Source organism: Candidatus Pelagibacter bacterium nBUS_44, from assembly GCF_051200895.1.
In the GTDB taxonomy this organism is placed as follows: Bacteria; Pseudomonadota; Alphaproteobacteria; order Pelagibacterales; family Pelagibacteraceae; genus Pelagibacter.
In genome coordinates this window covers 442,055-465,859 of record NZ_CP172838.1, presented here as the reverse complement: position 1 = coordinate 465,859, position 23,805 = coordinate 442,055, and the positions used below count along the sequence as shown (strand labels likewise).

Sequence of the window (23,805 nt, the reverse complement as noted above, 5' to 3'; positions counted from 1 at the left end):
TCTTACAGTATGCCAATACAAACTCCAATATGTGATTTTGGTCAAAAAGCTTTGCCATTTGAATTAAAATCTACGGATAATAAAATTATTTCCTTAAATGATATCAAAGGAGAAAATGGAACTTTGATAATGTTTATTTGCAACCATTGTCCATACGTTAAAGCAATAACAAAAGAGTTAGTTGAAGATTGTAATGAGTTAAAAAAAATTGGGATCAATTCTGTTGCAATTTGTTCAAATGATTTTGTTAATTATCCAGACGACTCGTTTGATAATATGATTAAATTTTCCAAAGAAAATCATTTTAATTTTCCCTATTTGCATGATGAAACTCAAGAAATTGCTAAGGCTTATGATGCGGTATGCACTCCAGATTTCTTTGGTTATAATAAAAATTTAGAACTTCAATATAGGGGTAGATTAAGAGAACTAAAAAACTTTGTTCCAGTTAAAGATGGAGAAAGTGATTTATTAAAAGCAATGAAACAAATCGCTGAAACTAATAAAGGGCCAAAAGATCAAATACCTAGCGCTGGATGTGGTATCAAGTGGAAGTTTAGTTAATGTATCTAATAGTTACTAGATCTTTCCCCCCAGAGCTTGGTGGTATGCAGAGCTTAATGTGGGGTTTATCAAAAGAGTTATCAAAAAACTTTATGATCAAAGTTTTTGCGGATCACATTGAAAATCACAAAGATTTTGATGAACAAGCTTCATTTTCAATCGAAAGAGTTGGTGGAATTAAATTGTTAAGAAAATATAGAAAAGCTCAATTAATTAATGAATTTATTAAAGAAAATAAAATTGATGGTATTATTGCTGATCACTGGAAAAGTTTAGAACTTATAAAATCAAGCAAAAAAAAATATTGCTTAATACATAGTAAAGAAATTAATCACCCAAAAGGTACAAATTTAAACAAACGTGTTTTGCACGTTTTAAATAATGTTGAAAAAGTAATTGCTAACTCTGAATTTACAAAAAATCTAGCAATCGAATGTGGGGTAAATCAAGATAAGATTATTGTTATCAATCCTGGAATAGACCCAGCAGAAGAATTAAACAAAAAATCATTAGATAAAGTTGAAAGTCTTCTAAAAGTTAAAACTCCAAGATTAATTACTATTTCAAGATTTGATAAAAGAAAAAATCACGAAAAAGTTGTTATGGCTTTAAGAAATCTAAAACAAATTTATCCTGATATAGTCTACATTTGTGTTGGTTATGGGGATGAAGAAGAAAATATCAAAAAACTCGTAAAAGAATTAGATTTAGAGGCTCAAGTCATGTTTTTTAGTGATATTAGTAATGAATTAAAAAATGCTTTAGTTGCTAAATCAAATATTTTTGTCATGCCCTCCGTTATACATAAAAAATCTGTTGAAGGATTTGGTATTGCTTATGTTGAAGCTGCTCAATATGGAATTCCGTCAATTGGTGGTAAAGATGGTGGTGCAGCTGATGCTATTGAACATAAAAAAACTGGATTAATTTGTGACGGAAATAACCTAGATGATATTTATTCATCTATTAATTCAATGTTAGAAAATAATAAATTTATAGAATATGGAAAAGGCGCAAAAGATAGTGTCTCAAAATTCTATTGGTCTAATATAATTGAAGAATATAAAAAAATTTTAAATTAAATCTTTCTACCCTTAAAAGTTTTATATATATGCCAAACTACTATTAGAATCGTTGTAGACAATATACATGCTGTAAGTGTTCTATCCCATAAAAATGTCCAAGAACCATCACTTAATAATAAAGATCTTCTTAAATTTTCTTCCATTAAACCACCCAGCACAAAAGCTAAGATTAGTGGTGGCATTGGAAAATCATATAAGCGCATAAAGGTTGCAACAACAGCAATTCCTATCATCAAATAAATATCAAAATTATTAAATGACATCACATATATTCCTGTAATTGAAAAAAATAAAATTAGTGGAATTAAATAATTTTTAGGTATCGCTAAAATTCTAGCGATATAAGGAATTAAGGGTAAGTTTAATATAAGTAGAATTACCATTCCAATATACATCGACATTATAACTGACCAGAAAATTTCAGGATTAGTTACATAAAGTCTTGGGCCAGGTTGAATACCAAATCCTAGAAGAGCCCCTAACATTACAGCAGTAGTACCACTTCCGGGTATTCCTAAAGTTAACAATGGTACAAAAGCACCAGAGCACGCTGCATTATTTGCAGTTTCAGGTGCAGCTAATCCATGAACACTTCCTTTACCAAATTTTTCTTTCTCTTCATCACTAACTAAATTTCTTTCCATTCCATATGCTAAAAAAGATGCAATAGTTGCTCCTGCTCCCGGCAATACACCGATTAAAAAGCCAATAATTGAATTTCGAGGAATGGTTTTTAACATTTTAGTTCTTTCTTCTTTGTTAATTTTAATTGAACCAAGTTCTGTTAAAGACACTTGTTTTGCAGCTGCAGTTGGATCATTACGTTTTAAAATAATTGTAAGCGCTTCACTCATTGCAAATGTTGCCATAACTACAAGAACAAAACTTATTCCATCTGTTAAGTTCATATTATTAAATGTAAATCTTGTAATGTCAGATAAACTATCTTGACCAACAGATGCCAACATTAAACCAAGCACCACCATCATCATTGCTTTAATAAACTGACCTTTCGAAGAAAATGCAGCAATAGCAGTTAAACCTAAAATCATTAAAGCAAAGTAATCAGGTGATCTAAAAGATAAACTTACTTTTGATAAACTGGGTGCCATAAACAATAAATAAATTGCAGCAAGTGTTCCACCAGCAAAAGAACTCCAAGCAGCAATCGCTAAAGCTTTACCAGCTTTACCTTGTTGAGCCATTGGATAACCATCAAAAGAGGTTGCAACAGTTCCAGGAACTCCTGGTGCATTTAATAATATTGAAGAAGTAGACCCACCAAAAACAGCTCCGTAATAAACACCTGCCATTAAAATCAAACCAGTTGCAGGGTCAAAACCATAAGTAATGGGTATCATTAAAGCTATCGCTGTCATTGGTCCAAGACCAGGAAGCATTCCAATGATTGTTCCAAAGAAACAACCAATCATTACCATAAATATATTTTGAAACGTAAGAGCTGTTTTTAATCCAATTAAAATTCCTTCTATCATCCCATCACTCCTAACATTTGAAGAAATGGATCTCTTAAATAAATGTCAAGAACACCGTGTAAAAGATACATAAATGCAGCAACAAATGGAAAAGAAAGAATAAACATTAATACCCACCTTCTCTCACCTAAAAAAAAATAGGATGCCATTAAAAACAAAGAGGTCGTTAAAAAATACCCAACTTTTAAAATTAAGGCCCCATAAATTATTGCGATTAAAACTAAGATAGCAGTTTTTTTATAATCTAAAGTTCTATGCTCAACTTTAATTGTGTTTGGATCAGGTAAAATCACTTTAAGTCCAGAAAAAAATAACCCAGCATAACCTAAGTAAATCGGAAATGTTCTGGCATTAAACGGTGCATTTTCATCAAATGAAAAAACTTGGATTTGATATGCGGTATATAAATAGAATGCTGAAAAAATAAAAAAGAGCAGTGATATAATTTTTGTAGTATTTATATTCACTGCTCTAATTTTTAAATAATCCTAAGGATTATATAACTCCTAATTTCTTCATAAGAGCTGTCATTTCTTCTGTTTGTTTTTCTAAGAAAGTAACAAACTTATCACCTGGATTGTAAATATTTACCCAAGCATTTCTTGCTCTAACAGTTTCCCATTCAGAAGTTTTTTGTACATCGCCTAGCATTTTAGCAATTGCATTTTTATCTGCACTGCTCATACCTGGAGGACCAAAAAATCCTCTCCAGTTAACGAATTGCACATCATAACCTTGTTCTTTAAGAGTTGGCGCATCTGGAGCATCCGAAACTCTTGAAGGAGCAGTAATACCAATAATTCTTACTTGGTCTCTTGCACCCATCAATTCACCTAAACCTGTAGAAATAATTTGAGTCTCTCCAGATAAAAGTCCAGCTAACGCTTTTCCACCAGCATCATAAGGAATATAAGCTACATCATTTGGATTAGCACCAGCAGCTTGGAAAGCTAACGCACCAATTAAATGGTCCATACTTCCTCTTACTGATCCACCAGCCATTTTAATAGAGCTTGGATTCTTCTTATATGCATCAACTACATCTTTAAAGTTTTTGTAAGGTGAGTTTTTTGCAACAGCGATTGCACCATAGTCACCTATTACACCAGCGATCGGCACAACATCTTTATAAGATAAAGTACCACTTCCACTCACGTAACCTTTGTGTCTAGTGATTGATCTTAAAACTAATGGTGTAGATTGAACTAAAACTGTATTTGCAGGTTTAGTATTAATCATGAAAGCTAATGCTTTACCACCACCACCACCTGACATATTTTCAAATGATGCACTTTTTAACATACCAGCTTTTGTCAAAGCTTCTCCAGTACCTCTAGCAGTTCCATCCCAACCACCTCCAGCACCACCACCGATTACGAAATGAATTTTATCAATCGCAATTGAACTAGTTGTAGTTGCTGAAAATAATAAGATTGCTGAGAATAATACTGAAATTATTTTTTTTATATTATTCATTTTTTCCCTCATTGGTTTAAAATCGAAGTTAATTACAGTATTGCAATGAATGCAAACAATATAGTGACATACAACCTGCAATTGATCATTTATTTTTGATAATTTTTGTTGTTAATACTGAAATTTAGAAAATCAAAAAAATAAATGTTTCACTTAATAAGACTAATTCTTTTTTTTTATTTACTTAATAGTAAATGATAGAAGAATAATTAATGAACGACTCTAAGGTATTTTTTAATCTTATAAATTATAAACAACTATTTACTAAAAAATTTATTTTAGTAATTTTAATTTCTATACCAAGTGCAATCGTTGCGGATTATTTTAATATCCCATTAGCTTGGATGTTAGGACCAATGATTATTACATCCATTGGAGCATTATCAGGATTAAAACTTAAAATGCCAAAATTGGCTCTTAGCTCTATTTTAATTATTCTTGGACTGCATATTGGTAATTACATTGATCAAAATTTATTTAATCAAATGATTAATTGGATTTGGACTTCTGTGGTAATGCTAATTTATATTGTTGTCTGTATTCTGATAGTTTCAAAATATTTACAAAAATATGCGAGTTATGGGGAAAAAGCTTCAATATTTTCTGCAGCACCTGGAGCATTAGGTCCGCTAATGATTTTGGCTGAAAATGAAAAAACTGATTTATCACAAGTAGCAACTTCTCATTTAATTAGATTAATAATTATAATCACTGTCATTCCTTTTTTAATTGTAAATAACGCTATCACTGAAACTCTTATTGTTGATGATTTTGATTATATTGCTCAAAATCACTTCAATTTAATTAAGTTAATTATTGCTTCAATAATTTTTATTTTAGTTTTTGATAAAATCAGAGTTCCGGCGGCTTTATTATCAGGAACGCTATTTGCTAGTGGGTTATTACAAATGACTGATGTTGCATCATACAAGCTACCAGATGCTTCAATTAATTTCTGTCTTTTAATTTTAGGAGCTTCTGTTGGATGTAGATTTGCTGAAAAGACTATTAAAGAGATTGCCAATAATTCTCTTCATAGTTTGGTCGCAACAACAATTCTTGTTTTATTAGGATTTATTGCGGCTTATGTTGCAACATTTTTTGTTGATACAAATATTTTAACACTCATCTTATCCTTCAGTCCTGGTGGAATTTATGAAGTAGCAGTAATTGCAATAGCATTTGATTTAGAACCTGACTTTGTAGCTTTCCATCATATAATAAGATTATTATTTATTCTTTTTACAGTGCCAGTTATTTTGAAAGTATTAAGTAAATTTAAGAAATTGAGCTAGACAATCTTTCAAAAACTTTTTCAGCAGATAGATTGGATAAGTCAGAAACTTGAATTGCTTTAAAGTTTTCTCTTTCAATACTTACTTTGTGAGCTGTGGTATGTGCACCAAATAAAGTAATTCCTTTTGATCCTAAATGGGCTGTCATATGTGCAGGACCTGTATCATTTGCAACCACAAATGAACTATCTTTAATCAACGATGCTAACTGAGAAATATCTAAAGCTTTACCATTATCTAAAACACAAAGTGCATTAATAGTTGATGTTTCCTTAATTTCACCTGGACCAGGAGCTATGACTACTTTGAATTTATTTTCTAATTTTTCAGTAATCATAGAAATTAATTCATTATAATACGGCCATTTTTTTGAAGTTAAGTGAGGTGAGCAAAATGGAAAAAGTACTATATATTTATCTAATTGATAATAATTCTTAATTTGAGATATATCTGATGAGCTCCATGAAAAATCAGGGCTTAAAGTATGATTAGTATTAATCCCAGAACTTTTTAATTGATGATTAAATCTAGATAGCACTGAGTCTTTATCAAAATTATCTTTTGTAGTTCCTTCAGGTAATGTGGTTTCGGTAGATGACCAGATGTCTTTTGATGCATTTGTAAATAGAATTCTTTTATAGAAAGCTGTTCTGCTTGAGTTTTGTAGATCATAAACTTTTGAAAAGTTATATTTTTTAATATTTTTCATTAAGGAATATAAATAAATTAGGTTTAATCTTGATAATCGCTTATCCAAAATAACATTAGAAATATGTGGATTTTTTTTAAATAAATCGAAATATGGTTTTGTAGTTAATAAGTGAACTTGATCATCTTTATGGCTTTCAGAAATATCTTGAATTGCACCACAGGCTTGGGCTATATCCCCTAAGGAACCATGTTTAATGATTAAAATATTAGACATATTTATAACAACTTAGCATAGTATAAAATTTTATGAATAAAATTATAGTTGAAGTCTCAATAGGTGAATTATTAGATAAAATTTCTATACTAGAAATTAAACAAGAAAAAATTAAGGATCCTGAAAAATTAAAATTTATATCAGATGAACATGCTGTTTTAAAAGATCAATTAAACAAAAATGTAAAATCAAATGATGAAATTGAAAAACTATTTCAATCTCTTAAAGAAATTAACGCTAAACTCTGGGTTATTGAAGATGATAAAAGATTATGTGAAAAAGAAAAAGATTTTACTGAAAAATTTATTAAACTTTCAAGAGATGTTCATTTTCTAAATGATGATAGAGCTAAAATAAAATTAGAAATAAACAACCTTACAGGTTCAAAAATCAAAGAAATTAAAGAATACACTAGCTATTAAAAATTTTAGGAAACCAATCTTCACGCATTAAATCACCAGTTTTTAAATTAATTTCATCAAATGGTGGGGACGTAGGTCCTCCTCTATCAATATACCTAACATCATCAGCAATAAATCTCATTGAAAATGCTCTTCGAGATTTAGAAGTGTTATTTCCAGTTGAGCCATGTACGATTTTAAAATTAAACAACACTGCATCACCTAAATTAAGTTCTGGGATTAAAATATTTTTTTCAAATTTTTCTAATGGAGGTAAATCCATAAAAGAGCTATCGTCTTGATACCAAGATCTATTATTAGACCATTTTGTAGGTCTAATTAACTTTTGCCATTTATGAGAACCTAAAATCAATTTAAGGTTATTGTCTTTATCAACTTCATCTAAAGGTATCCAAAAACTACCTGTATCACTTCCATCAACACAATAATAAGGCATATCTTGATGCCAAGGTGTTTCTTTATGTGTGCCAGGGTCCTTAATAAAAATATGTTCATGAAAAATTTGAGATGATTTAGAATTTGTTGCTTCAGTAACAATCTGAGCTCCAAGTGAATTAAAAATACAATCTTTAAACTCTTCTATTCTTTCCCAATTACAATAATCTTCAAAAAATCTACCATTTTTATCATCTATATTCTCTCTCCCATGTTTGCTTGGGTTATCTAAAACTTTTTGAAATCCTTTTCTTAATGGCTCTATCCAATCTTTAAAAATGTCTTTTACAATTATAACTCCAAGATTTTGGTAATCTTCGATCTGTTTTTTTGAAAGATGCATTTAAAATTTTACTGGAAACTATATTTTTTTTCTAAATACTTAATTAAATTATGAATTAAAAAAGTCATAAATAAGTAAATTCCACCCGCAACTATAAATACTTCAATTGGTTTAAATGTTGTTGAAATTATATATTTAGCGACACCTGTTAAATCCATTAAAGTTACAGTGCTTGCTAATGATGTTCCCTTCATCATTAAGATTATTTCGTTACCGTAAGCAGGTAATGATTGTCTGATAGCAATTGGAATTTGAATTTTATAAAAGATTATTTTACTTGATATACCTAAACTTTTTCCAGCTTCTATAATACCTGGTTTAATTGTCTGAAATGCTGATCTTAAAATCTCAGATGTATAAGCACCTGTATTTAAAGCAAAAGCAATAATTGCGCACCAATAAGGTTCTTTTAGAATTACCCATAAAAACGTTGATCTAAGATATTCAATCTGACCTAAGCCAAAATAAATAATAAAGATTTGAACCAGTAAAGGAGTTCCTCTAAACACATAAGAATACCCGTATGCAAATTGATTGATAAAAATATTCTTACTCATTCTTAAGATTGCAAAAAATAAACCTAGAAACATTCCGGCTATCAAAGATACAGATAATAATTTCAGTGTAATTAAAGTAGCACTAAGTAGTTTAGGTAGACTGGTGATCATTAAATCAAAATCCATTAATACCCCCTACTATACTTTGCTTCTAATCTATTGATTAGTTTCATGCTTAGATAAGTAAGCAATAAATATAAAACTGCCGCAAAAGAATAAAAGAATAGTGGATCTCTAGTAGATCCTGCTGCAATATATGATTGCCTCATAATCTCTACTAAACCAGTAACTGAAATTAACGATGTATCTTTTAAAGTAATCTGCCAAACATTACTTAAGTTTGGAATGGCTAGTCTTAACATTTGAGGTAATATTATTTTATAAAATTGAGCAAACTTACTAACACCTAATACTTTAGCAGCTTCAAACTGGCCTTTGTCTATTGATTGAATGGCACCTCTAAATACTTCAGTTGAGTATGCACCGGAAATTATACCAATTGCCATCGAGCCTGTAATAAATGCATTAATTTCTATGTATTCAAAATAACCAAAGATAGATGCTACATACATAATCGCTCCACTACCTCCAAAGAAGAATAGATAAATTACTAGAAGTTCTGGAACACCACGGATAACAGTAGTGTAAAAATTTCCTATTAGATTTAAAGATTTATATTTAGATAACTTTAATGGAGTAAAAATTAACGCAAAAATAAAACCAATAAACATTGCTGTAACAGAGACAGCTATAGTCATTAGGGTTGCATAAAATAATTCATCACCCCAACCAGTTTTGCCAAATGAGAGAAGTTCCATATAGACTGGCGACTATATATTATAGTCGCCAAATCTGAAATTAATTACATAGAAGCGTCGAAACCAAAGTGCTTAATAGCAAGTCTGCTAATAATTCCTTGTTTTCTAGCTTTATCAATTGCTTTGTTGAAGTCTTTTAGAAGTTTAGCGTCTCTTTTTCCAATCGCATCATCTCCACCTTGTCTAACACCAACACCAACACCATTACCAAATGCACCACCTGAAAAAGTTGGTCCAACTAATACAACTGGTTTTCCTGATTTGTCAGCATAATCTGTAAATGCAACAGCTGCTGCTAATGCAACATCACATCTTCCAGATGTTAAATCTAGGTTTACTTCATCTTGAGTTTTGTAAGTTCTAACATTAACACTTCCCACATCACCTGACTCTAAAAAGTTTTGGTGAATAGTTCCTGTTTGAGTACATACAGTTTTTCCAGCAAGTGCACCTGTTAAAGTTTTAAGAGCTTTTTTAACAGCAGATCCACCTAAAGTTAAATTAACACCTTCAGGGGTATCAACACCCTCTAGACTTGAACCTTTCATAACTGCAAGTGATGCTACTTCGTCAGCATACCCTTGAGAAAAAGTAATTGTTTTTTGTCTTTCAGCTGTAATTGACATTCCAGCCATGATCGCATCAAACTTTCTCATCAACAAAGCTGGTATCATTCCATCCCAGTCTTGTTCAACGATAGTACAGTCATGTTTCATGATTGCACAAAGTTCGTTTGCTAACTCAACCTCAAAACCAATAAGATTGCCTGATGCATCTTTAGAGTTCCATGGTGGGTAAGCACCTTCAGTTCCAATTTTTATTTTGTCAGCGTAAACATTTCCAATGACTAATAAAGAAGCAAGAACTGTTAAAATAGTTTTTTTGAATATATTCATTATTTTCTCCTTTAATTTGAAGGAAGTATTTCACAATTTTAAAAATTAAAAAAGAAAAATTAATGATTAATTGACGAAGAGAAATTCCAAGAACAATCAAAACTAGGTATGTAAACTCTAGATAATTTAGTATTTCCAAAATGATGGTTAAATACATTTAGCCAATTATCAACTTGTTTAGGTTTTTTATCTTGACTTCCAACTTGAGCTGTAATCACACCTTTCGGTTTTAATATTCTGATCATTGAGTCCATATTTTTAGCAGCAAGATCTATGCAAAATTGATCATCATTAAGATCAACAAAAATGTGATCATAGGTATCGTCCTCAACTGATGTTATGCTTTTAAATGCATCACCCCAAACACATTTTACTGAATTTTTTTCAGTAGCTTTTTTACCTATATCTCCAAGATGTTTGCTACAAACGTCCACAACTTCTGGATCAAGCTCAAACCAGTCAATAAAATTAAAATTTTTAGAAATGCACTCCCTTGCAACACCGCCATCACCACCTCCAATGATTGCAGCTCTTTCATTGTCCTTATTTAAATGAAGACCCGCACCTACAAAAGTTGAGCTGTATAAATGCTCATCAGTTGCAGCGACTTGTATTTCCCCATCAATAAATAATGATTTGCCAAATTGTTCTAATTCTAAAATTTCAATATGTTGACCGACTTTTGATTTAAAATCTTCAAGAACATCATTTACTACATATGATTTTTGTAATCCTGGTGAACTATAAATGTCATGATACAGAGATTTTGTATCTCTATTAAATTCTTTTTTAACAATTCTTTTATGAGCAAATTCTTTTTTTATTATATCAATTGCAATTGATGGGCTAACTTTTCCACAAGTAAAAAAATCAAAACTAATTATTCCTTTTTCAGGAAATGTATGAAAGCTAATATGGCTTTCTGCTAATAATGCTAAAATTGTAAAGCCTTGAGGCTCAAATTTATATTTAGAAATATTAAGAATTGTTACATCGGCTGCTCTTGCAATATCGTTAATAACTTTTTCAAACAAAGAAGGATCGTATTCTTTGGTAGTTCCAATAATGTCTAGAGTTATGTGCTCTCCAACTTTAGTCATTAATTATCCTCTCTTATAGTTTTTTGCTTTGGATAATATTTTTTTCATTTCTTTTATCGAAAGAATTTTAGGCCTACCCAATTTTAGGCTCGTTATATACTGAAGTGATATATTTTCAACCTCTTCAGCTAACTCAAAAGCTTTTGATAAATTTTCTTCGAATGCAATCTGACCGTGATTACTAATTAAACAAGCTTTTCTGTCTTTTAAAGCTTTTAAAATATTTTTAGATAATTCTCTTGTCCCATAAGTTGCATATTTTGCACATTTAATATCGTGTCCTCCTGCCATAGCAACCATGTAATGAAAAGAAGGAATGCTTTTCTTGTGAGTAGCAACAGCCGTTGCATTGGTTGAATGTGCGTGGACTATTGCTTTTGCTTCTTTTTTACTTAAGTAAATATCTTGATGGAATTTCCATTCTGAAGAAGGAATTCCTTTTTTTTTGTCAAAATTTCCATTTAATGAAACAAAAACTATATCTTTGTTTTTTAATGATGAGTATTTTTTGCCAGACGGAGTAATTAAAAATCCATCTTTAAATCTTGCAGAAATATTACCGGATCTCAAAGCTGATAATTTTTTGCTATTAAGCATTTTTGAGTATTTGATTATTTCAGACCTTAAATTTTTCATTTATATAATTTTCTTAATCCTTCTGTGGATGCCTCACAAATTCCTTTTTCAGTAATTAATCCTGTAACGTATTTTGCAGGTGTTACATCAAATGCTAAATTCATTGTTTTACTTTTATTGGGGTATATTAAAACTTTTTTGATTTCGTTATTTTCATCAATTCCTTCAATATGTGATAATTCTTCAGAGTTTCTCTCTTCAATAGGAATATCTTTTGCATCCTTTGTATCCCAATCTATTGTTGAACTAGGTAGAGCAACATAAAAAGGAACATTATTATCGTGAGCCGCTAATGCTTTTAGATAAGTCCCAATTTTATTACAAACATCTCCATTGGATAAAGTTCTATCAGTACCTACAATACACATGTCGACTTGACCTCTTTGCATTAAAATACCTCCTGTGTTGTCAGCAATAATTGTATTTGGAATTTCTTCTTCATTTAACTCATAAGAAGTTAAATTTGCACCTTGGTTTCTTGGTCTTGTTTCGTCTACCCATACGTGAACTGGTATTCCTTTTTTATGAGCATGATAGATTGGTGATGTGGCTGTTCCCCAATTAATTGTTGCTAACCAGCCCGCGTTACAATGAGTTAGAATATTAACTGTATCTTTTTTTTTATTATAAATTTCCTCAATTATTTTTAATCCATTGATACCTATACTTTCGCAAAACTTTTCATCTTCGTCACAAATTTCTTTAGCTTCATTTAAAGCAATATCTAAAAGTTGATCATTATTAATCCCTGATATTTTTTTTATCATACGATCTACAGCCCATTTCAAATTTATAGCCGTAGGTCTTGATTGAATTAATTCTTCTGCACTTTTTGTTATAAATTCAGAATTGTTATTTTCTTTGACAGCTAAAACAACACCATAAGCAGCTGTTCCTCCAATTAAAGGGGCTCCTCTTACTTCCATTATTTTAATAGCATTAATTGCATGCTTTACAGTCTTTAATTCTTTGATGATAAATTGATGTGGTAGCTTAGTTTGGTCAATTATTTTAACAACATTGTTTTCATACCAAATTGTTCTGTATTCTTTTCCTTCTATTTTCATTAGAAATTATCCCTGCTCTTCAATATATTTTTTTATAATTTTTTTCGTTTCATCAATTCTGCAGTCATTTCTATACGTATTATGGCCCTTGCCACATTTGTACTCTATGATATTAACTGTATCTGGTGATTTTTTCTTAAGAAACATAAGTTCTTTTGATCTATTAAATTTATCATCTTCATATGCAAAAATAAGAGCTTTAATTAAATTTGCTTCTTGTATCTGCTTAACTTGTTTGGGTCTAATTTCCTTTCTCCATACTGGATATTTATTAATTTCATGTCTTGGTCCACAGCATGCCGGAGCAAAAACAATTGCTGAATTAAATTTTTTCCCTACTTTTGGCATCAACATAAGTGAAGACCAACCTCCTGCAGAAACTCCTGAAAGAAAAATATTTTTAGGCTTGATGCCGTTGTCTAATAATTGATCTATAACATTTTCAATCTCATTAACTCTTTTTCCAATATAAGACCCAGGTTTGTTTCCATCAGTTGCTTTAGAACACAAATAATAAATGAAAACGTTATCAATTTCAGTTAAGCTTGATAAAGAATTTGGAATAGCGTTATATTTTTTTTTGCATTTTTCTTTTTTTTGAGGCCTAGTTGTTCCATGAGAAAATATTACAACTTTTATATTTTCTGAATTATTTAGGCTTATATTGGGTGTTTTCCCTTTATAAGATTTAGAAATTGGCTGTAAATTAAATTTATTCTTCTCATTATCAATAACAAATCCACTTAAATTTTTTGAGAAAGAATAAGAAATAAATAAAAAGGAAATTAAAATTGTATAAATTATTTTTTTCATTTATTTAAAAATCTACCAGCTATTGTTCTAAGTTTTTCTATTGTTTTTTTAGTTCTTTTCTCAGGTGCAGTAATTATTGCTACATCCAAGCAATTATTTGTTGGATCATTTGGATCAATATAACCTTCAAAATTATCAATTAAATTTTTAATCATCACTTTTGCTTTTTCTGCATTACCTAACAAAACTTTTATTACCTGTTGTACATCAACATTTTCATGTTCAGGATGCCAACAATCAAAATCAGTTACCATTGATACAGATGCGTATCTAATTTCAGCTTCTCTTGCTAACTTGGCTTCTGGCATATTGGTCATACCAATTACATCTGCTTTCCAAGATCTGTATAAATTTGACTCAGCTAATGTTGAAAATTGAGGTCCTTCCATTACAACGTAAGTTCCATTTCTTTGATAATCTACATTAGATTTTTTAATCGCTTCCTCACAAGCATTCATTAATCCGTTTGATGTTGGGTGTGCCATTGAAACATGAGCTACAATTTCATTGTCAAAAAAAGTTTTAGTTCTAGCAAAAGTTCTATCAATAAATTGATCAACGATAACAAATTTACCAGGTGGTAAACTTTCTTTAAGCGATCCTACTGCAGAAACAGAAACCATATCTGTTACTCCTAGTTGCTTAAGAGCATCAATATTTGCTCTAAAATTTATATTTGATGGCGAAATAAAATGACCTCTTCCATGTCTTGGTAAAAAATAAACTTCTTTGTTGTTATAATTTGTTTTTAAAATTTGATCAGATGGTTTTCCCCATGGAGTATTTATATTAAGTAATTCCCTATCTTTAAATTCCTCCACATCATAAAGACCACTTCCACCAATTATTGCTAATTTATTAGTTGTCATAGTTAAAAATTTAATTATTTATACTTTTATATTTAACTATTATGAATTTAAAAGATTATATTAGATCTATCCCAGATTATCCAAAAAAAGGGATTTTATTTAGAGACATTACAACCCTAATAAAAGATGAAAATGCATTTTCTGAAACTATTAACCAGATAGTTGAAAGATCAAAAAAACATAACTTTACAAAAATAGCAGCAATAGAGTCACGAGGTTTTGTATTTGCTTCAGCAGTTTCTTATATTTTGAAAAAGCCATTTATAATGCTCAGAAAAAAAAATAAATTACCAGCTGAAGTCCACTCTATTGATTTTGAACTTGAGTACGGAACGGCTACAATAGAGGTGCATAAAGACTCTTTAGAAGAAAATGATAACGTATTAATTATAGATGACTTAATTGCTACTGGTGGTACAGCCGAGGCTGCTGCTAAACTTGTCGAAATTTCAAAAAGTAAAGTTGCAGCATTTATATTTGTAATTAACTTATTCGACTTGGGTGGATCAAATAATTTATTAAAAAAAAATTATAAAGTTGAAAATTTAATTGATTTTCCAGGACATTAATAATGTCTTTGCTTGTAAATAATTTTTATAATTATTTTTTTTAGCAAATAAATTAAGTTTGGAAAATTGGACTCAAAAAATAAAATAATTCTATTTAAAAATAATTTTTGGTCTTTTCTTCTGTAGATAAAACTTTCAACCAAATCATCAACTGGTGTTTTAATAAAATGTTTGTGCCAGTGTAGAAATTTTTCATTAGCTGGTATAGCATGTAAAGTTATTGAAGATCTGCTAAAAGTTTTAGATTGTGAATTTAAAGAACCATGTAATGTTTTGGAATTCCAAAATAAAACATCTCCTTTATCAAGATATGGTGCTTTAAAACGATAATCATTTTTTTTACAGATCAAAATTAACTCATCAATATACAAATCATGATTTGATAAAATCTTATCATAGTATTTTAGTTTTTTTATATCTATTTTGTGGCTACCAGCACAAACAAAAAATCTGCCAGCATCTGCTTTGATTTCTTCTAGTGCAATCCATGCAGCTGTAAGATTCCCTATTGTCTCCGAGTCTAAATAATATGTATCTTGATGTTCATGAGTTGCTGAATTACCCTCAAAATACATTGACTGTATGATTTTTGGCTTAAATTTAAAGGTCTGTTTTAAAAAAGAACATATTTTTGAATTTTTAAAAATTTTATCTTCAACTTTTTTTCTTAACTCCTCAAATTTAAATGGATTTAAACTTTGTAAGTTTAGAACTGGATTCATAATCCAATTATTTTTATTTAAAATATTTTTCTCTGCTTTTCCTGTAGTTTGACGGTAAATTTTTCCATCATATTTCTTAATAGTTGTATTCCAAATTTTTAAGATTTCATTACAATCTTCTTTTTCAACAAATTCTTTAAAAATTACGTAACCATTATCTTTATAGTATTCAATTGCTTCCATGATATTTTCTAAATAAAATTTTTTAGAGCTATCTTCTAATTGATTTTCTGGAACATTAATTTGAAGATTTTTTCGTGTAGTTAAACTAATCATTTATATATTAAAAATCATATCACTAATAAATCAACAAAAAAAATATTTTATATATGTGGTAGCGGGAAGTGGGATCGAACCACTGACCTCAGGCTTATGAGTCCTGCGCTCTAACCAACTGAGCTACCCCGCCAAATAATTAAGAAGGATTTATAATAGAATTCTTTTATGTTTCAATAAACAAATTTATATTTGGAAAACGATATAGTAAATTTAAAGCTAAATTAAAGTAAAAACACTAATTAAAATTACACCAAATAACAATGAAGCTAAAAAGATTACTCTTTTTTTTAACTCTATTTTTTTTGTCATTCTAACTCTGTTTAGCAAAATATTTACATCTGTTGTTTTAATTTTGTTAGATCGAGTACTTCTGTGTTCAGTTTGAGATATATCTAATAAGTTTATTTCTCTGTCACTTCTTTTCATAGTCTAATTAAATCAGCCTTTTGCTAAAATGACAATTCTTTAATTAGATATTTTTAAAATTTGCTTGTTTTAAAGGGTTTAAAAGTATTTCTGCTTGATATTTTTTCTTTTCGATTTCTATAAATATATTTTTATCTTTCAACTTTTCATTAGAGATATCTGATTTTATATAACCAAATGATAAATTTTTATCATAATTAAATGAATAGTTTCCAGAGGTGGTTTTGCCTATAATATTATCATTTAAATAAATTGGTTCTTCATGAAGTAATAATGGATTACCTGGTTCGCTTTTTTTTAGGACAAACATAGCAAACCTTTTGTCTAATTTTTCATCTTTGATTTTTTGCAATTGTTCTTTTCCGATAAAATTAAAAGGTTTTTTAAAGCTTATTGCAAAATTTAAACCTGCTTGATATTGATTTTCTTCAGGTGAGATATCGTGTCCCCAGTGAAGAAAACCACTTTCCATTCTCATAATATCCATCGCATGAGAGCCGCAATGACTAAGTTTAAAATCTTTGCCAGTGTTCACAATTAAATCGTAAATTTCTTTTCCTTTATCTTTATTAATGTAAAGTTCATATCCAAGCTCACCAACATAAGATAATCTTTGTGTCCACACATTTACAGATCCTATTTTTAGATTTTTACTTGTACCAAACTTAAAATTATCATTTGATAAATCTTGATTTATTAGTTTTGATAATAAATCTCTACTTTTTGGTCCAAATACTCCTAAACAAATTATATCATCAGTAACATCTTTAAATTCAACATCGGGTGATAAGTATTTTAGAATATGCGCTTTATCATGGGTTCTAACCGCAGCTGAACTAATGATTCTAAAATGATTCTTATCAATACAAACAACTGTTAAATCTGTTTCTATACCCGCTCCTTCATTAAGCATATGAGTATATGTGCATTTTCCAATTTCGTTTTTAATATTAGCAGTGCACAATCTTTGTAATTCTTCATATGCTTTTTCTCCTTTAATTTCATATTTTGAAAAAGGAGAGAGTTCAAACAAACCAACATTTTCAATTGTATTTTTGCACTCATATTCAACAGATGGATACCAATTTTGATAGTTAAAACTATAATGATATTCTGGTTTAATATTATTTAAAGCAAACCACATTGGTCTTTCATATTCTCCTGATTGACCAAAACATGCACCAGCATTTTTTAAATCATTATGATATGGAAGTAATTTTTGATTCCTTGAAGTTTCATGTTGTTTATATGGCCAATGCATTCCATATAAATCTCCTAAGGTCTCTGTAACCCTATTCATTATAAATTTTTTAGAAGAATGAAATTTTTGAAATCTTTTAATATCTAGTGAATATAAATCTTCATTCATATATCCATTAATCATCCATTCTGCTGTAACCCTGCCCGCTCCACCAGAGCTTGCAATTCCAATACTATTGAAACCACAACATGTAAATAAATTTGCAACTTCAGGAGTTTCTCCTAATAAATATTGTGTATCAGGTGTAAATGACTCAGGTCCTGAAAAAAATTTTCTAATTCCAGCATTTTCTAATATTGGCAATCTTTTAAATGATTTTTCCAAATAAGGTTCAAAATGATCAAAATCATCTGGGAACTCTCCAAAAGAAAAATCATTTGGAACTATCCCTTTTTCCTTAAAAGCATTTTTTGCACCTGGCTCAAAAATGCCTACTAATATTTTCCCTGCATCTTCTTTTAAATAAAGACAGTCATTGTAATCTCTAAGTACAGGAAGATCTTTTGGAAGATCATTCATAGGTTCAGTAATTATATAAAAATGTTCATTGGGATATAAAGGTACGCTAACTCCAATATCCTCACCAATTTGTCTTGACCACATTCCTGTAGCAAGCACAACGTATTCACAATCTATTTTTCCATTTACAGTTTCTACGCCTGTTATTCGATTATTTTTTACTAATATTTTAGTGACTGGTGTCTTTTCAAAAATTTTAACTCCTTCAAGTCTTGCTGCTTTTGCCAAAACATTTGTAACTCCCACAGGATCTGCTTGGCCGTCTTCCGGCATATAAACGCCCCCTAAAATATCTTGGTCATTAATTACAGGATATAAATCTTTAATTTTTTTTTTATCTAACACTTCAACGTTTACATCAAAAAGTTGAGCAGATGTTGCTTGCCTTAACAACTCTTGAAGTCTTTCTTTTGAGCTTGCAACTGTTATTGCACCATTTTGCTTTAAACCAGTTGATAATTCAGTTTTCTTTTCAAGTTCTTTGTAAAGATTAAGTGAATACTTTCTAAGTTTTGTAATTGTAGCTGTCGCACCAAGTTGTCCAACTAAACCTGCTGCATGCCAAGTAGTACCCGATGTTAATTGATCTCTCTCAAGTAAAATTGTGTCTTTCCAACCAAATTTTGCTAGATGATACGCAACGGAGCATCCTGCTACACCTCCACCAATTACAACAACTTTTGTGCTGCTTGGTAAAGCTTTTTCCATTTAATTAGATTTTTATAGCCTCTTCTGGGGCAACATAATCATGGCCAAAAACATCAGCTACTGCTTTATAAGTTACATGACCTTTGTGAACATTTAATCCTGCTAAAAAGTTTTTATCTTCACCTAAAGCTTTTTGATAACCTTTGTTAGCAAGTTTTACTAAAAAAGGTAAAGTTGCATTATTTAGAGCAAGTGTTGAAGTTCTAGGTACTCCACCAGGCATGTTTGCTACACAGTAATGAACCACACCATCTACTATATATGTTGGATCACCATGGGTTGTTGGTTTACTTGTTTCAACACATCCACCTTGATCAATTGCAACATCAACAATAACTGACCCTCGCTTCATGGTTTTTATCATATCTTTAGTCACTAATTTTGGTGCCTCAGCTCCAGGAATTAAAATTCCACCCACTAAAAGATCAGCTTCGCTTACTAATTTATTTAAATCAATTTTATCACTTTGCTCTGGAATAATTTTATCACCAAACATCCCAACAAGCTGTTTTAATCTTGCTTCTGATTTATCTACAATATGAACTTTAGCTTGCATACCGGTTGCTATAACAGCTGCATTTTCCCCAACAACTCCACCACCTAAAATAACTACCGTTCCACCTGCAACACCAGGTGCACCACCTAATAAAAGACCTCTTCCATTTTGATTTTTTTCTAAACAGTGGGCTCCTGCTTGAACAGACATTCTACCTGCAACAGCACTCATAGGTGCAAGCAATGGCAGTCTTCCATCATCATCTGTTACTGTTTCATATGCAATATTAATGCTTTTAGACTTTATCAAACCTTCAGTTAATTCTTTAGCAGCTGCAAGATGTAGATAAGTGTATACAATCTGATTTTCTCTAATCATATCCACTTCAACTTTTTGAGGCTCCTTAACTTTAACTATAATTTCAGCATCATTAAAAATATCAGAGGCATTGTTAGCAATTTTCGCACCAACACTTGTATATTGTTCGTTTTCAAAGCCAGCTTCAAAACCACCGTTATTTTCAACTATAACTTCATGGCCTTCAGATACTAAAGTTTTTACACTTTCTGGAGTTAATCCAATTCTATTTTCTTGTGGTTTGATTTCCTTAGGTACGCCTATCTTCATGACTTTTATTCTTTCTTTTAAATTTAATAAAACTAATTAGTTTTTTTGGTTTTTTTGATAGTTAGTGATACCTGTTCTAAGTTTATCAATAATCTCATCAATATGTTTTTCTTCACAAATAAATTGTGGAGCAATAATTAAACAATCACCAGTAGCTTTAAAGTTTACTCCTGCTTCATAACACGCTTTAAAACATTCAAAACCTGCTTTACCTGGTTTCGTATTTAATTTCATATCAATACCACCCATCATTCCATATCCTCTAATATTGTCTACAGCTTCTAAATCTTGAAGAGAGAATAGTCCTTTTTGAAAATAAGGTGCTAAATTTTTAGCTCTGTTAAAAATATCATCCTTTTCGAAAATATCTTGAACTGCTAATGCAGCTGCTACTGCAACTGGAATTCCTGAATAAGTATATCCATGAAATAATTCAACAGCGCCTGTTGGTGATGCATCCATTACTGCATCATAAATACTATCATTACACGCGACAACACCCATAGGTACAACACCATTTGTTGTAGCTTTTGCCATTGTCATAATATCTGGTGTTACACCAAACTCGTCAGCTCCAAACTTAGAGCCTGTTCTGCCCCATCCTGTAATTACTTCATCAAAAATTAAAAGTATTCCATGTTTGTCACAAATCTCTCGAAGTTTTTGTAAATATCCCTTAGGTGGAACTAAAGTACCTGTTGATCCTGCGATCGGTTCAACTATGCAAGCTGCAATATTTTCACTACCGAAGTTTTGACAAATAGTTTCTAAATCATTAGCCAAATAATCACCAGTTTCTGGTTGACCACTTACAAATTTATGTTCTGGTAAATGAGTGTGTCTGATGTGTTGAACACCTGGCATTAAAATGCTCGCAAATGTTTTAACATTATTAACCATTCCACCAACTGAAACACAGCCAATATTCATTCCGTGATAACCTCTTTCACGTCCTACAAATCTAAATCTTTGCGCTTCTCCTTTTGCTCTATGATAAGCAACAGCAATTTTAATTGCAGTTTCAACAGCAGTTGAGCCACAAATTGTAAAAAACATTTTGTTTAAATCACCTGGTGTATGTTTAGCTATTCTTGAAGCTAACTCAAAAGAACCACCAAAACCTTGTTGAAAAGGTTGAGCATAATCTAAGGTTTCTAATTGTTTTGTAACAGCTTCTGTAATTTCTTTTCTTCCATGACCTAGTGGATTACAAAATAATCCTGAGCTTGCATCAATTTGAGTTTTTCCATGGTGCGTTTTTAAATAAACACCTTTTGCTTCAGTTATTAATCTTGGATTTGCTTTAAAATCTTTATTAGATGTAAACGGCATCCAATGTTCGTTCAATGAATTTGGAACTGAAGTTCTATTTTCTGAGCTCATAAATTTTCTTTCTTGATATTAAATATTTTTTGTAAGTTAAACTTATGGCCTCTTTAGACTAAAATAAATACTTAAACTAGAACATTATTGACACAACCATAGATTGTACCGAGCGACATTTTTTTGTTTTACTTCGCTGACAAATTGAATTTAAATATGGATAATTTAATTAATTAAACAGAGGAAAAATAATGAAAAAAATATTAAGTTTTATCCTTGGTTCAATCGTTGCTCTTAATCTTTCTATTTCAGTTGCAAATTCAGCAGCTAAAGAAGTTAGAGTTGCATTCTTTCTAGAATGGCCAACGCCAAACCAAGAAGACAAAGTTAAAGGCATGTATGAAAAAGCTTTAGGTGTTCCAGTTAAATGGACTAACTTTTCAAACGGTGGTGCTATGACTGATGCTATGTTAGCAGGAGATATTGATATTTCTTACTCACAAGGTTTAGTACCTTTTATAAATGCTGTTAAATCAAAAGCTCCTTTAAAACTTGTAGACATCGCTATGGAATACGGAATGGGTGGAACAACTTGTGTTACATCTAATGCTTCTGGAATTACAAAAGCAAATGGATCTGAGTTAGAAGGTAAAAAAGTTGCTGTTCCACTTGGAACAATGGCTGAATACGTTTTTGACGAAAGTATGAAAGTTGTTGGAGCTGACAGATCTAAAATGGACGTTATTCAAATGGACCCAGAAGAAGGTGCTGCTGCTTTAGTAAGTGGTGATGTTGTTATGGCTTGTCTATTTGGTGGTAACTCTATCAAAGCTGCAACTGCAGTTGGATCAAGACTTTTAACAGTACAAGAAGCTAGAGATGCTGGTATTTTAGGTATCGATATTACTTCTGTAACTGACAAGTTCATGAAAGAAAACCCTGGTATGTTAAGAACATTCATCGAAGTAACTCATGAAGCAAATGCTAGATACGCTTCTGGTAAATCAGATATGAAAGTAATAGCAAAAGATGCTGAAATGAAACTTGGTGATATGAAAGAAACAATCGGTGGATTTAAATTTCTTACACCTGCAGAAACTGAAAAATCTATGACTTCTGGAAACCTTGCTGGTTTCTTAAAAGGAATGGATACTCCTAACGGAGCAGTGGACACAAGTTTTTTACCTCTTTAATAAGAGAGTAAAATAAATTTTAATAGGCGCCAATTAGAAATAATTGGTGCCTATTTTTTTAAAATATTCTATTATAAAGTATTCTTATGAGTGATCTAGTTTCTCAAAATCTAAACATGATTTTTAAAACTCCTAAAGGAGAAACTGTTCATGCATTAAAAGATGTAAATTTTACTTTAAAAAAAGGAGAACTTTTAACAGTTCTTGGCCCCTCGGGATGTGGAAAAACTACTTTACTTAATATTACAGCAGGATTTTTAAGACCTACCTCAGGGCAAATAATATTAGGGGGCAATGAAATTAATGGGCCTGGTGTTGAAAGAGGTATGGTGTTTCAGCAAGGTGCATTGTTTGAATGGTTAACAGTTGCTGAAAATGTCAATTTTGGATTGAGAATGAAAAAAGAAGATCCGATTGAGACAGCAAAAAAAGTTGAAGAGTGGTTGGAAATAGTTGGTCTTCAAGGATTTGGAAATACTCCAACTTACCAATTGTCAGGCGGTATGCAGCAAAGGGTAGCTCTTGCTAGATGTTTAATCAATGATCCAGATTTAATTTTAATGGACGAGCCTTTAGGAGCATTAGATGCACTTACTAGAGAAAAGATGCAGTCACTTGTTTTAAAAATTTGGAAAGAAACTGGAAAAACAATTATTTTAATTACTCACTCAGTTGAAGAAGCATTGTTGCTTGGTGAAAGACTTTATGTAATGGCACCAAGACCTGGACGTATACATAAAGAGTACAATCTTCCATTTGCTTCAATGGGTTTAAAAGAAGACTTAAGAGACATTAAAAATTTAAAAGATTTTACTAGTAAAAGAGAAGAAATCTTAACCATGATTTGGAACATGGAAGAAGAAATAATGGGTAAGGATATCTAGT

Annotated in this window: 25 protein-coding genes and 1 tRNA gene; 7 read left to right on the top strand and 19 right to left on the bottom strand. The window is 30.6% G+C overall.

Annotation, left to right across the window (positions count from 1 at the left end; translation table 11 throughout):
* Positions 1-9 precede the first annotated feature (9 nt).
* Both ACIJYB_RS02500 and ACIJYB_RS02495 read left to right on the top strand, forming a co-directional pair.
* A complete protein-coding gene (locus tag ACIJYB_RS02500; protein ID WP_435151968.1) occupies positions 10-564 on the top strand; it encodes a thioredoxin family protein in 555 nt (184 codons plus the stop codon).
* Complete coding sequence (locus tag ACIJYB_RS02495; RefSeq protein ID WP_435151965.1) at positions 564-1,646, top strand: glycosyltransferase family 4 protein; 1,083 nt, start codon at positions 564-566, stop codon at positions 1,644-1,646. Before ACIJYB_RS02500 ends, ACIJYB_RS02495 begins: the two co-directional genes overlap by 1 nt.
* Here the strand turns inward: ACIJYB_RS02495 and ACIJYB_RS02490 are convergent.
* The 3 genes from ACIJYB_RS02490 to ACIJYB_RS02480 are packed head-to-tail and all read right to left on the bottom strand — an operon-like array spanning position 1,643 to position 4,621.
* Complete coding sequence (locus tag ACIJYB_RS02490; RefSeq protein WP_435151962.1) at positions 1,643-3,145, bottom strand: tripartite tricarboxylate transporter permease; 1,503 nt, start codon at positions 3,143-3,145, stop codon at positions 1,643-1,645. The genes ACIJYB_RS02495 and ACIJYB_RS02490 overlap by 4 nt on opposite strands.
* Positions 3,142-3,612 (bottom strand): tripartite tricarboxylate transporter TctB family protein, encoded by a 471-nt coding sequence (locus ACIJYB_RS02485; protein ID WP_435151959.1) that lies wholly within the window; start codon positions 3,610-3,612, stop codon positions 3,142-3,144. Before ACIJYB_RS02485 ends, ACIJYB_RS02490 begins: the two co-directional genes overlap by 4 nt.
* A gap of 28 nt (positions 3,613-3,640) precedes the next feature.
* The gene (locus ACIJYB_RS02480; protein WP_435151957.1) at positions 3,641-4,621 is read right to left on the bottom strand and encodes a tripartite tricarboxylate transporter substrate binding protein; all 981 of its coding nucleotides are present in this window, start codon (positions 4,619-4,621) and stop codon (positions 3,641-3,643) included.
* Positions 4,622-4,833: 212 nt separating this feature from the next.
* On the opposite strand from ACIJYB_RS02480, the gene ACIJYB_RS02475 reads away from it, so the two are divergent.
* Complete coding sequence (locus ACIJYB_RS02475; RefSeq protein WP_435151954.1) at positions 4,834-5,916, top strand: AbrB family transcriptional regulator; 1,083 nt, start codon at positions 4,834-4,836, stop codon at positions 5,914-5,916.
* On the opposite strand, the gene ACIJYB_RS02470 is transcribed toward ACIJYB_RS02475, so the two are convergent.
* Positions 5,900-6,841 carry a glycosyltransferase family 9 protein gene (locus ACIJYB_RS02470; RefSeq protein ID WP_435151952.1) on the bottom strand — a complete coding sequence of 314 codons (942 nt, stop codon included), beginning with the start codon at positions 6,839-6,841 and terminating at the stop codon, positions 5,900-5,902. The two genes, ACIJYB_RS02475 and ACIJYB_RS02470, sit on opposite strands and share 17 nt — an antisense overlap.
* A 32-nt stretch (positions 6,842-6,873) precedes the next feature.
* On the opposite strand from ACIJYB_RS02470, the gene ACIJYB_RS02465 reads away from it, so the two are divergent.
* On the top strand, positions 6,874-7,263 hold the full coding sequence (locus ACIJYB_RS02465) for a DUF6165 family protein (RefSeq protein WP_435090960.1): 390 nt from the start codon (positions 6,874-6,876) through the stop codon (positions 7,261-7,263).
* Here the strand turns inward: ACIJYB_RS02465 and ACIJYB_RS02460 are convergent.
* The 9 genes from ACIJYB_RS02460 to ACIJYB_RS02420 are packed head-to-tail and all read right to left on the bottom strand — an operon-like array spanning position 7,253 to position 14,797.
* Entirely contained in the window at positions 7,253-8,041 is a 789-nt protein-coding gene (locus tag ACIJYB_RS02460) for a phytanoyl-CoA dioxygenase family protein (protein WP_435151950.1), read from the bottom strand. The two genes, ACIJYB_RS02465 and ACIJYB_RS02460, sit on opposite strands and share 11 nt — an antisense overlap.
* An 8-nt stretch (positions 8,042-8,049) precedes the next feature.
* Positions 8,050-8,724: an ABC transporter permease gene (locus tag ACIJYB_RS02455; RefSeq protein ID WP_435151947.1), complete on the bottom strand. Its 675-nt coding sequence runs from the start codon at positions 8,722-8,724 to the stop codon at positions 8,050-8,052.
* A complete protein-coding gene (locus ACIJYB_RS02450; RefSeq protein ID WP_435151944.1) occupies positions 8,724-9,416 on the bottom strand; it encodes an ABC transporter permease in 693 nt (230 codons plus the stop codon). The genes ACIJYB_RS02455 and ACIJYB_RS02450 overlap by 1 nt, the downstream gene beginning before the upstream one ends.
* Before the next feature lie 44 nt (positions 9,417-9,460).
* A complete protein-coding gene (locus ACIJYB_RS02445) occupies positions 9,461-10,312 on the bottom strand; it encodes a transporter substrate-binding domain-containing protein (protein ID WP_435151942.1) in 852 nt (283 codons plus the stop codon).
* A gap of 59 nt (positions 10,313-10,371) precedes the next feature.
* On the bottom strand, positions 10,372-11,412 hold the full coding sequence (gene speD, locus ACIJYB_RS02440; protein ID WP_435151939.1) for an adenosylmethionine decarboxylase: 1,041 nt from the start codon (positions 11,410-11,412) through the stop codon (positions 10,372-10,374).
* A 3-nt stretch (positions 11,413-11,415) separates the two neighbouring features.
* The gene (locus tag ACIJYB_RS02435) at positions 11,416-12,048 is read right to left on the bottom strand and encodes a class II aldolase/adducin family protein (RefSeq protein ID WP_435151936.1); all 633 of its coding nucleotides are present in this window, start codon (positions 12,046-12,048) and stop codon (positions 11,416-11,418) included.
* Entirely contained in the window at positions 12,045-13,115 is a 1,071-nt protein-coding gene (gene mtnA / locus ACIJYB_RS02430; RefSeq protein ID WP_435151933.1) for an S-methyl-5-thioribose-1-phosphate isomerase, read from the bottom strand. Before mtnA ends, ACIJYB_RS02435 begins: the two co-directional genes overlap by 4 nt.
* Before the next feature lie 6 nt (positions 13,116-13,121).
* Entirely contained in the window at positions 13,122-13,928 is an 807-nt protein-coding gene (locus tag ACIJYB_RS02425; protein ID WP_435151930.1) for an alpha/beta hydrolase family protein, read from the bottom strand.
* Entirely contained in the window at positions 13,925-14,797 is an 873-nt protein-coding gene (locus tag ACIJYB_RS02420; protein WP_435151928.1) for an S-methyl-5'-thioadenosine phosphorylase, read from the bottom strand. The genes ACIJYB_RS02425 and ACIJYB_RS02420 overlap by 4 nt, the downstream gene beginning before the upstream one ends.
* A gap of 41 nt (positions 14,798-14,838) precedes the next feature.
* Between ACIJYB_RS02420 and ACIJYB_RS02415 the strand changes: the two genes are divergently transcribed.
* Positions 14,839-15,366 carry an adenine phosphoribosyltransferase gene (locus ACIJYB_RS02415; protein WP_435151925.1) on the top strand — a complete coding sequence of 176 codons (528 nt, stop codon included), beginning with the start codon at positions 14,839-14,841 and terminating at the stop codon, positions 15,364-15,366.
* Here the strand turns inward: ACIJYB_RS02415 and ACIJYB_RS02410 are convergent.
* The 6 genes from ACIJYB_RS02410 to ACIJYB_RS02385 all read right to left on the bottom strand — a co-directional run bounded on the left by ACIJYB_RS02410 (position 15,363) and on the right by ACIJYB_RS02385 (position 21,787).
* On the bottom strand, positions 15,363-16,364 hold the full coding sequence (locus ACIJYB_RS02410) for a phytanoyl-CoA dioxygenase family protein (protein ID WP_435151923.1): 1,002 nt from the start codon (positions 16,362-16,364) through the stop codon (positions 15,363-15,365). The two genes, ACIJYB_RS02415 and ACIJYB_RS02410, sit on opposite strands and share 4 nt — an antisense overlap.
* A gap of 56 nt (positions 16,365-16,420) precedes the next feature.
* Positions 16,421-16,497: transfer RNA gene (locus ACIJYB_RS02405), tRNA-Met, on the bottom strand.
* An 86-nt stretch (positions 16,498-16,583) separates the two neighbouring features.
* The gene (locus ACIJYB_RS02400) at positions 16,584-16,793 is read right to left on the bottom strand and encodes a hypothetical protein (RefSeq protein WP_435151920.1); all 210 of its coding nucleotides are present in this window, start codon (positions 16,791-16,793) and stop codon (positions 16,584-16,586) included.
* A gap of 43 nt (positions 16,794-16,836) precedes the next feature.
* Positions 16,837-19,281: a GcvT family protein gene (locus tag ACIJYB_RS02395; RefSeq protein ID WP_435151917.1), complete on the bottom strand. Its 2,445-nt coding sequence runs from the start codon at positions 19,279-19,281 to the stop codon at positions 16,837-16,839.
* A 4-nt stretch (positions 19,282-19,285) separates the two neighbouring features.
* On the bottom strand, positions 19,286-20,404 hold the full coding sequence (gene ald / locus ACIJYB_RS02390; protein ID WP_435151914.1) for an alanine dehydrogenase: 1,119 nt from the start codon (positions 20,402-20,404) through the stop codon (positions 19,286-19,288).
* Positions 20,405-20,440: 36 nt separating this feature from the next.
* Positions 20,441-21,787 (bottom strand): aspartate aminotransferase family protein, encoded by a 1,347-nt coding sequence (locus tag ACIJYB_RS02385; protein WP_435151912.1) that lies wholly within the window; start codon positions 21,785-21,787, stop codon positions 20,441-20,443.
* Between the two features lie 191 nt (positions 21,788-21,978).
* Here ACIJYB_RS02385 and ACIJYB_RS02380 point away from each other — a divergent pair, with 191 nt between their 5' ends.
* Both ACIJYB_RS02380 and ACIJYB_RS02375 read left to right on the top strand, forming a co-directional pair.
* Positions 21,979-22,920, top strand: a complete 942-nt coding sequence (locus ACIJYB_RS02380) for an ABC transporter substrate-binding protein (RefSeq protein WP_435086761.1) — start codon at positions 21,979-21,981, stop codon at positions 22,918-22,920.
* 86 nt (positions 22,921-23,006) lie between these two features.
* Positions 23,007-23,804 (top strand): ATP-binding cassette domain-containing protein, encoded by a 798-nt coding sequence (locus tag ACIJYB_RS02375; protein WP_435086759.1) that lies wholly within the window; start codon positions 23,007-23,009, stop codon positions 23,802-23,804.
* Position 23,805: the final 1 nt, after the last annotated feature.

Coding starts and splice junctions, on each gene's coding strand:
- ACIJYB_RS02500 (WP_435151968.1), top strand. CDS start 10: ATGCCAATACAAACTCCAATATGTGATTTTGGTCAAAAAGCTTTGCCA.
- ACIJYB_RS02495 (WP_435151965.1), top strand. CDS start 564: ATGTATCTAATAGTTACTAGATCTTTCCCCCCAGAGCTTGGTGGTATG.
- ACIJYB_RS02490 (WP_435151962.1), bottom strand. CDS start 3,145: ATGATAGAAGGAATTTTAATTGGATTAAAAACAGCTCTTACGTTTCAA.
- ACIJYB_RS02480 (WP_435151957.1), bottom strand. CDS start 4,621: ATGAATAATATAAAAAAAATAATTTCAGTATTATTCTCAGCAATCTTA.
- ACIJYB_RS02475 (WP_435151954.1), top strand. CDS start 4,834: ATGAACGACTCTAAGGTATTTTTTAATCTTATAAATTATAAACAACTA.
- ACIJYB_RS02470 (WP_435151952.1), bottom strand. CDS start 6,841: ATGTCTAATATTTTAATCATTAAACATGGTTCCTTAGGGGATATAGCC.
- ACIJYB_RS02465 (WP_435090960.1), top strand. CDS start 6,874: ATGAATAAAATTATAGTTGAAGTCTCAATAGGTGAATTATTAGATAAA.
- ACIJYB_RS02460 (WP_435151950.1), bottom strand. CDS start 8,041: ATGCATCTTTCAAAAAAACAGATCGAAGATTACCAAAATCTTGGAGTT.
- ACIJYB_RS02455 (WP_435151947.1), bottom strand. CDS start 8,724: ATGGATTTTGATTTAATGATCACCAGTCTACCTAAACTACTTAGTGCT.
- ACIJYB_RS02450 (WP_435151944.1), bottom strand. CDS start 9,416: ATGGAACTTCTCTCATTTGGCAAAACTGGTTGGGGTGATGAATTATTT.
- ACIJYB_RS02445 (WP_435151942.1), bottom strand. CDS start 10,312: ATGAATATATTCAAAAAAACTATTTTAACAGTTCTTGCTTCTTTATTA.
- speD (WP_435151939.1), bottom strand. CDS start 11,412: ATGACTAAAGTTGGAGAGCACATAACTCTAGACATTATTGGAACTACC.
- ACIJYB_RS02435 (WP_435151936.1), bottom strand. CDS start 12,048: ATGAAAAATTTAAGGTCTGAAATAATCAAATACTCAAAAATGCTTAAT.
- mtnA (WP_435151933.1), bottom strand. CDS start 13,115: ATGAAAATAGAAGGAAAAGAATACAGAACAATTTGGTATGAAAACAAT.
- ACIJYB_RS02425 (WP_435151930.1), bottom strand. CDS start 13,928: ATGAAAAAAATAATTTATACAATTTTAATTTCCTTTTTATTTATTTCT.
- ACIJYB_RS02420 (WP_435151928.1), bottom strand. CDS start 14,797: ATGACAACTAATAAATTAGCAATAATTGGTGGAAGTGGTCTTTATGAT.
- ACIJYB_RS02415 (WP_435151925.1), top strand. CDS start 14,839: ATGAATTTAAAAGATTATATTAGATCTATCCCAGATTATCCAAAAAAA.
- ACIJYB_RS02410 (WP_435151923.1), bottom strand. CDS start 16,364: ATGATTAGTTTAACTACACGAAAAAATCTTCAAATTAATGTTCCAGAA.
- ACIJYB_RS02400 (WP_435151920.1), bottom strand. CDS start 16,793: ATGAAAAGAAGTGACAGAGAAATAAACTTATTAGATATATCTCAAACT.
- ACIJYB_RS02395 (WP_435151917.1), bottom strand. CDS start 19,281: ATGGAAAAAGCTTTACCAAGCAGCACAAAAGTTGTTGTAATTGGTGGA.
- ald (WP_435151914.1), bottom strand. CDS start 20,404: ATGAAGATAGGCGTACCTAAGGAAATCAAACCACAAGAAAATAGAATT.
- ACIJYB_RS02385 (WP_435151912.1), bottom strand. CDS start 21,787: ATGAGCTCAGAAAATAGAACTTCAGTTCCAAATTCATTGAACGAACAT.
- ACIJYB_RS02380 (WP_435086761.1), top strand. CDS start 21,979: ATGAAAAAAATATTAAGTTTTATCCTTGGTTCAATCGTTGCTCTTAAT.
- ACIJYB_RS02375 (WP_435086759.1), top strand. CDS start 23,007: ATGAGTGATCTAGTTTCTCAAAATCTAAACATGATTTTTAAAACTCCT.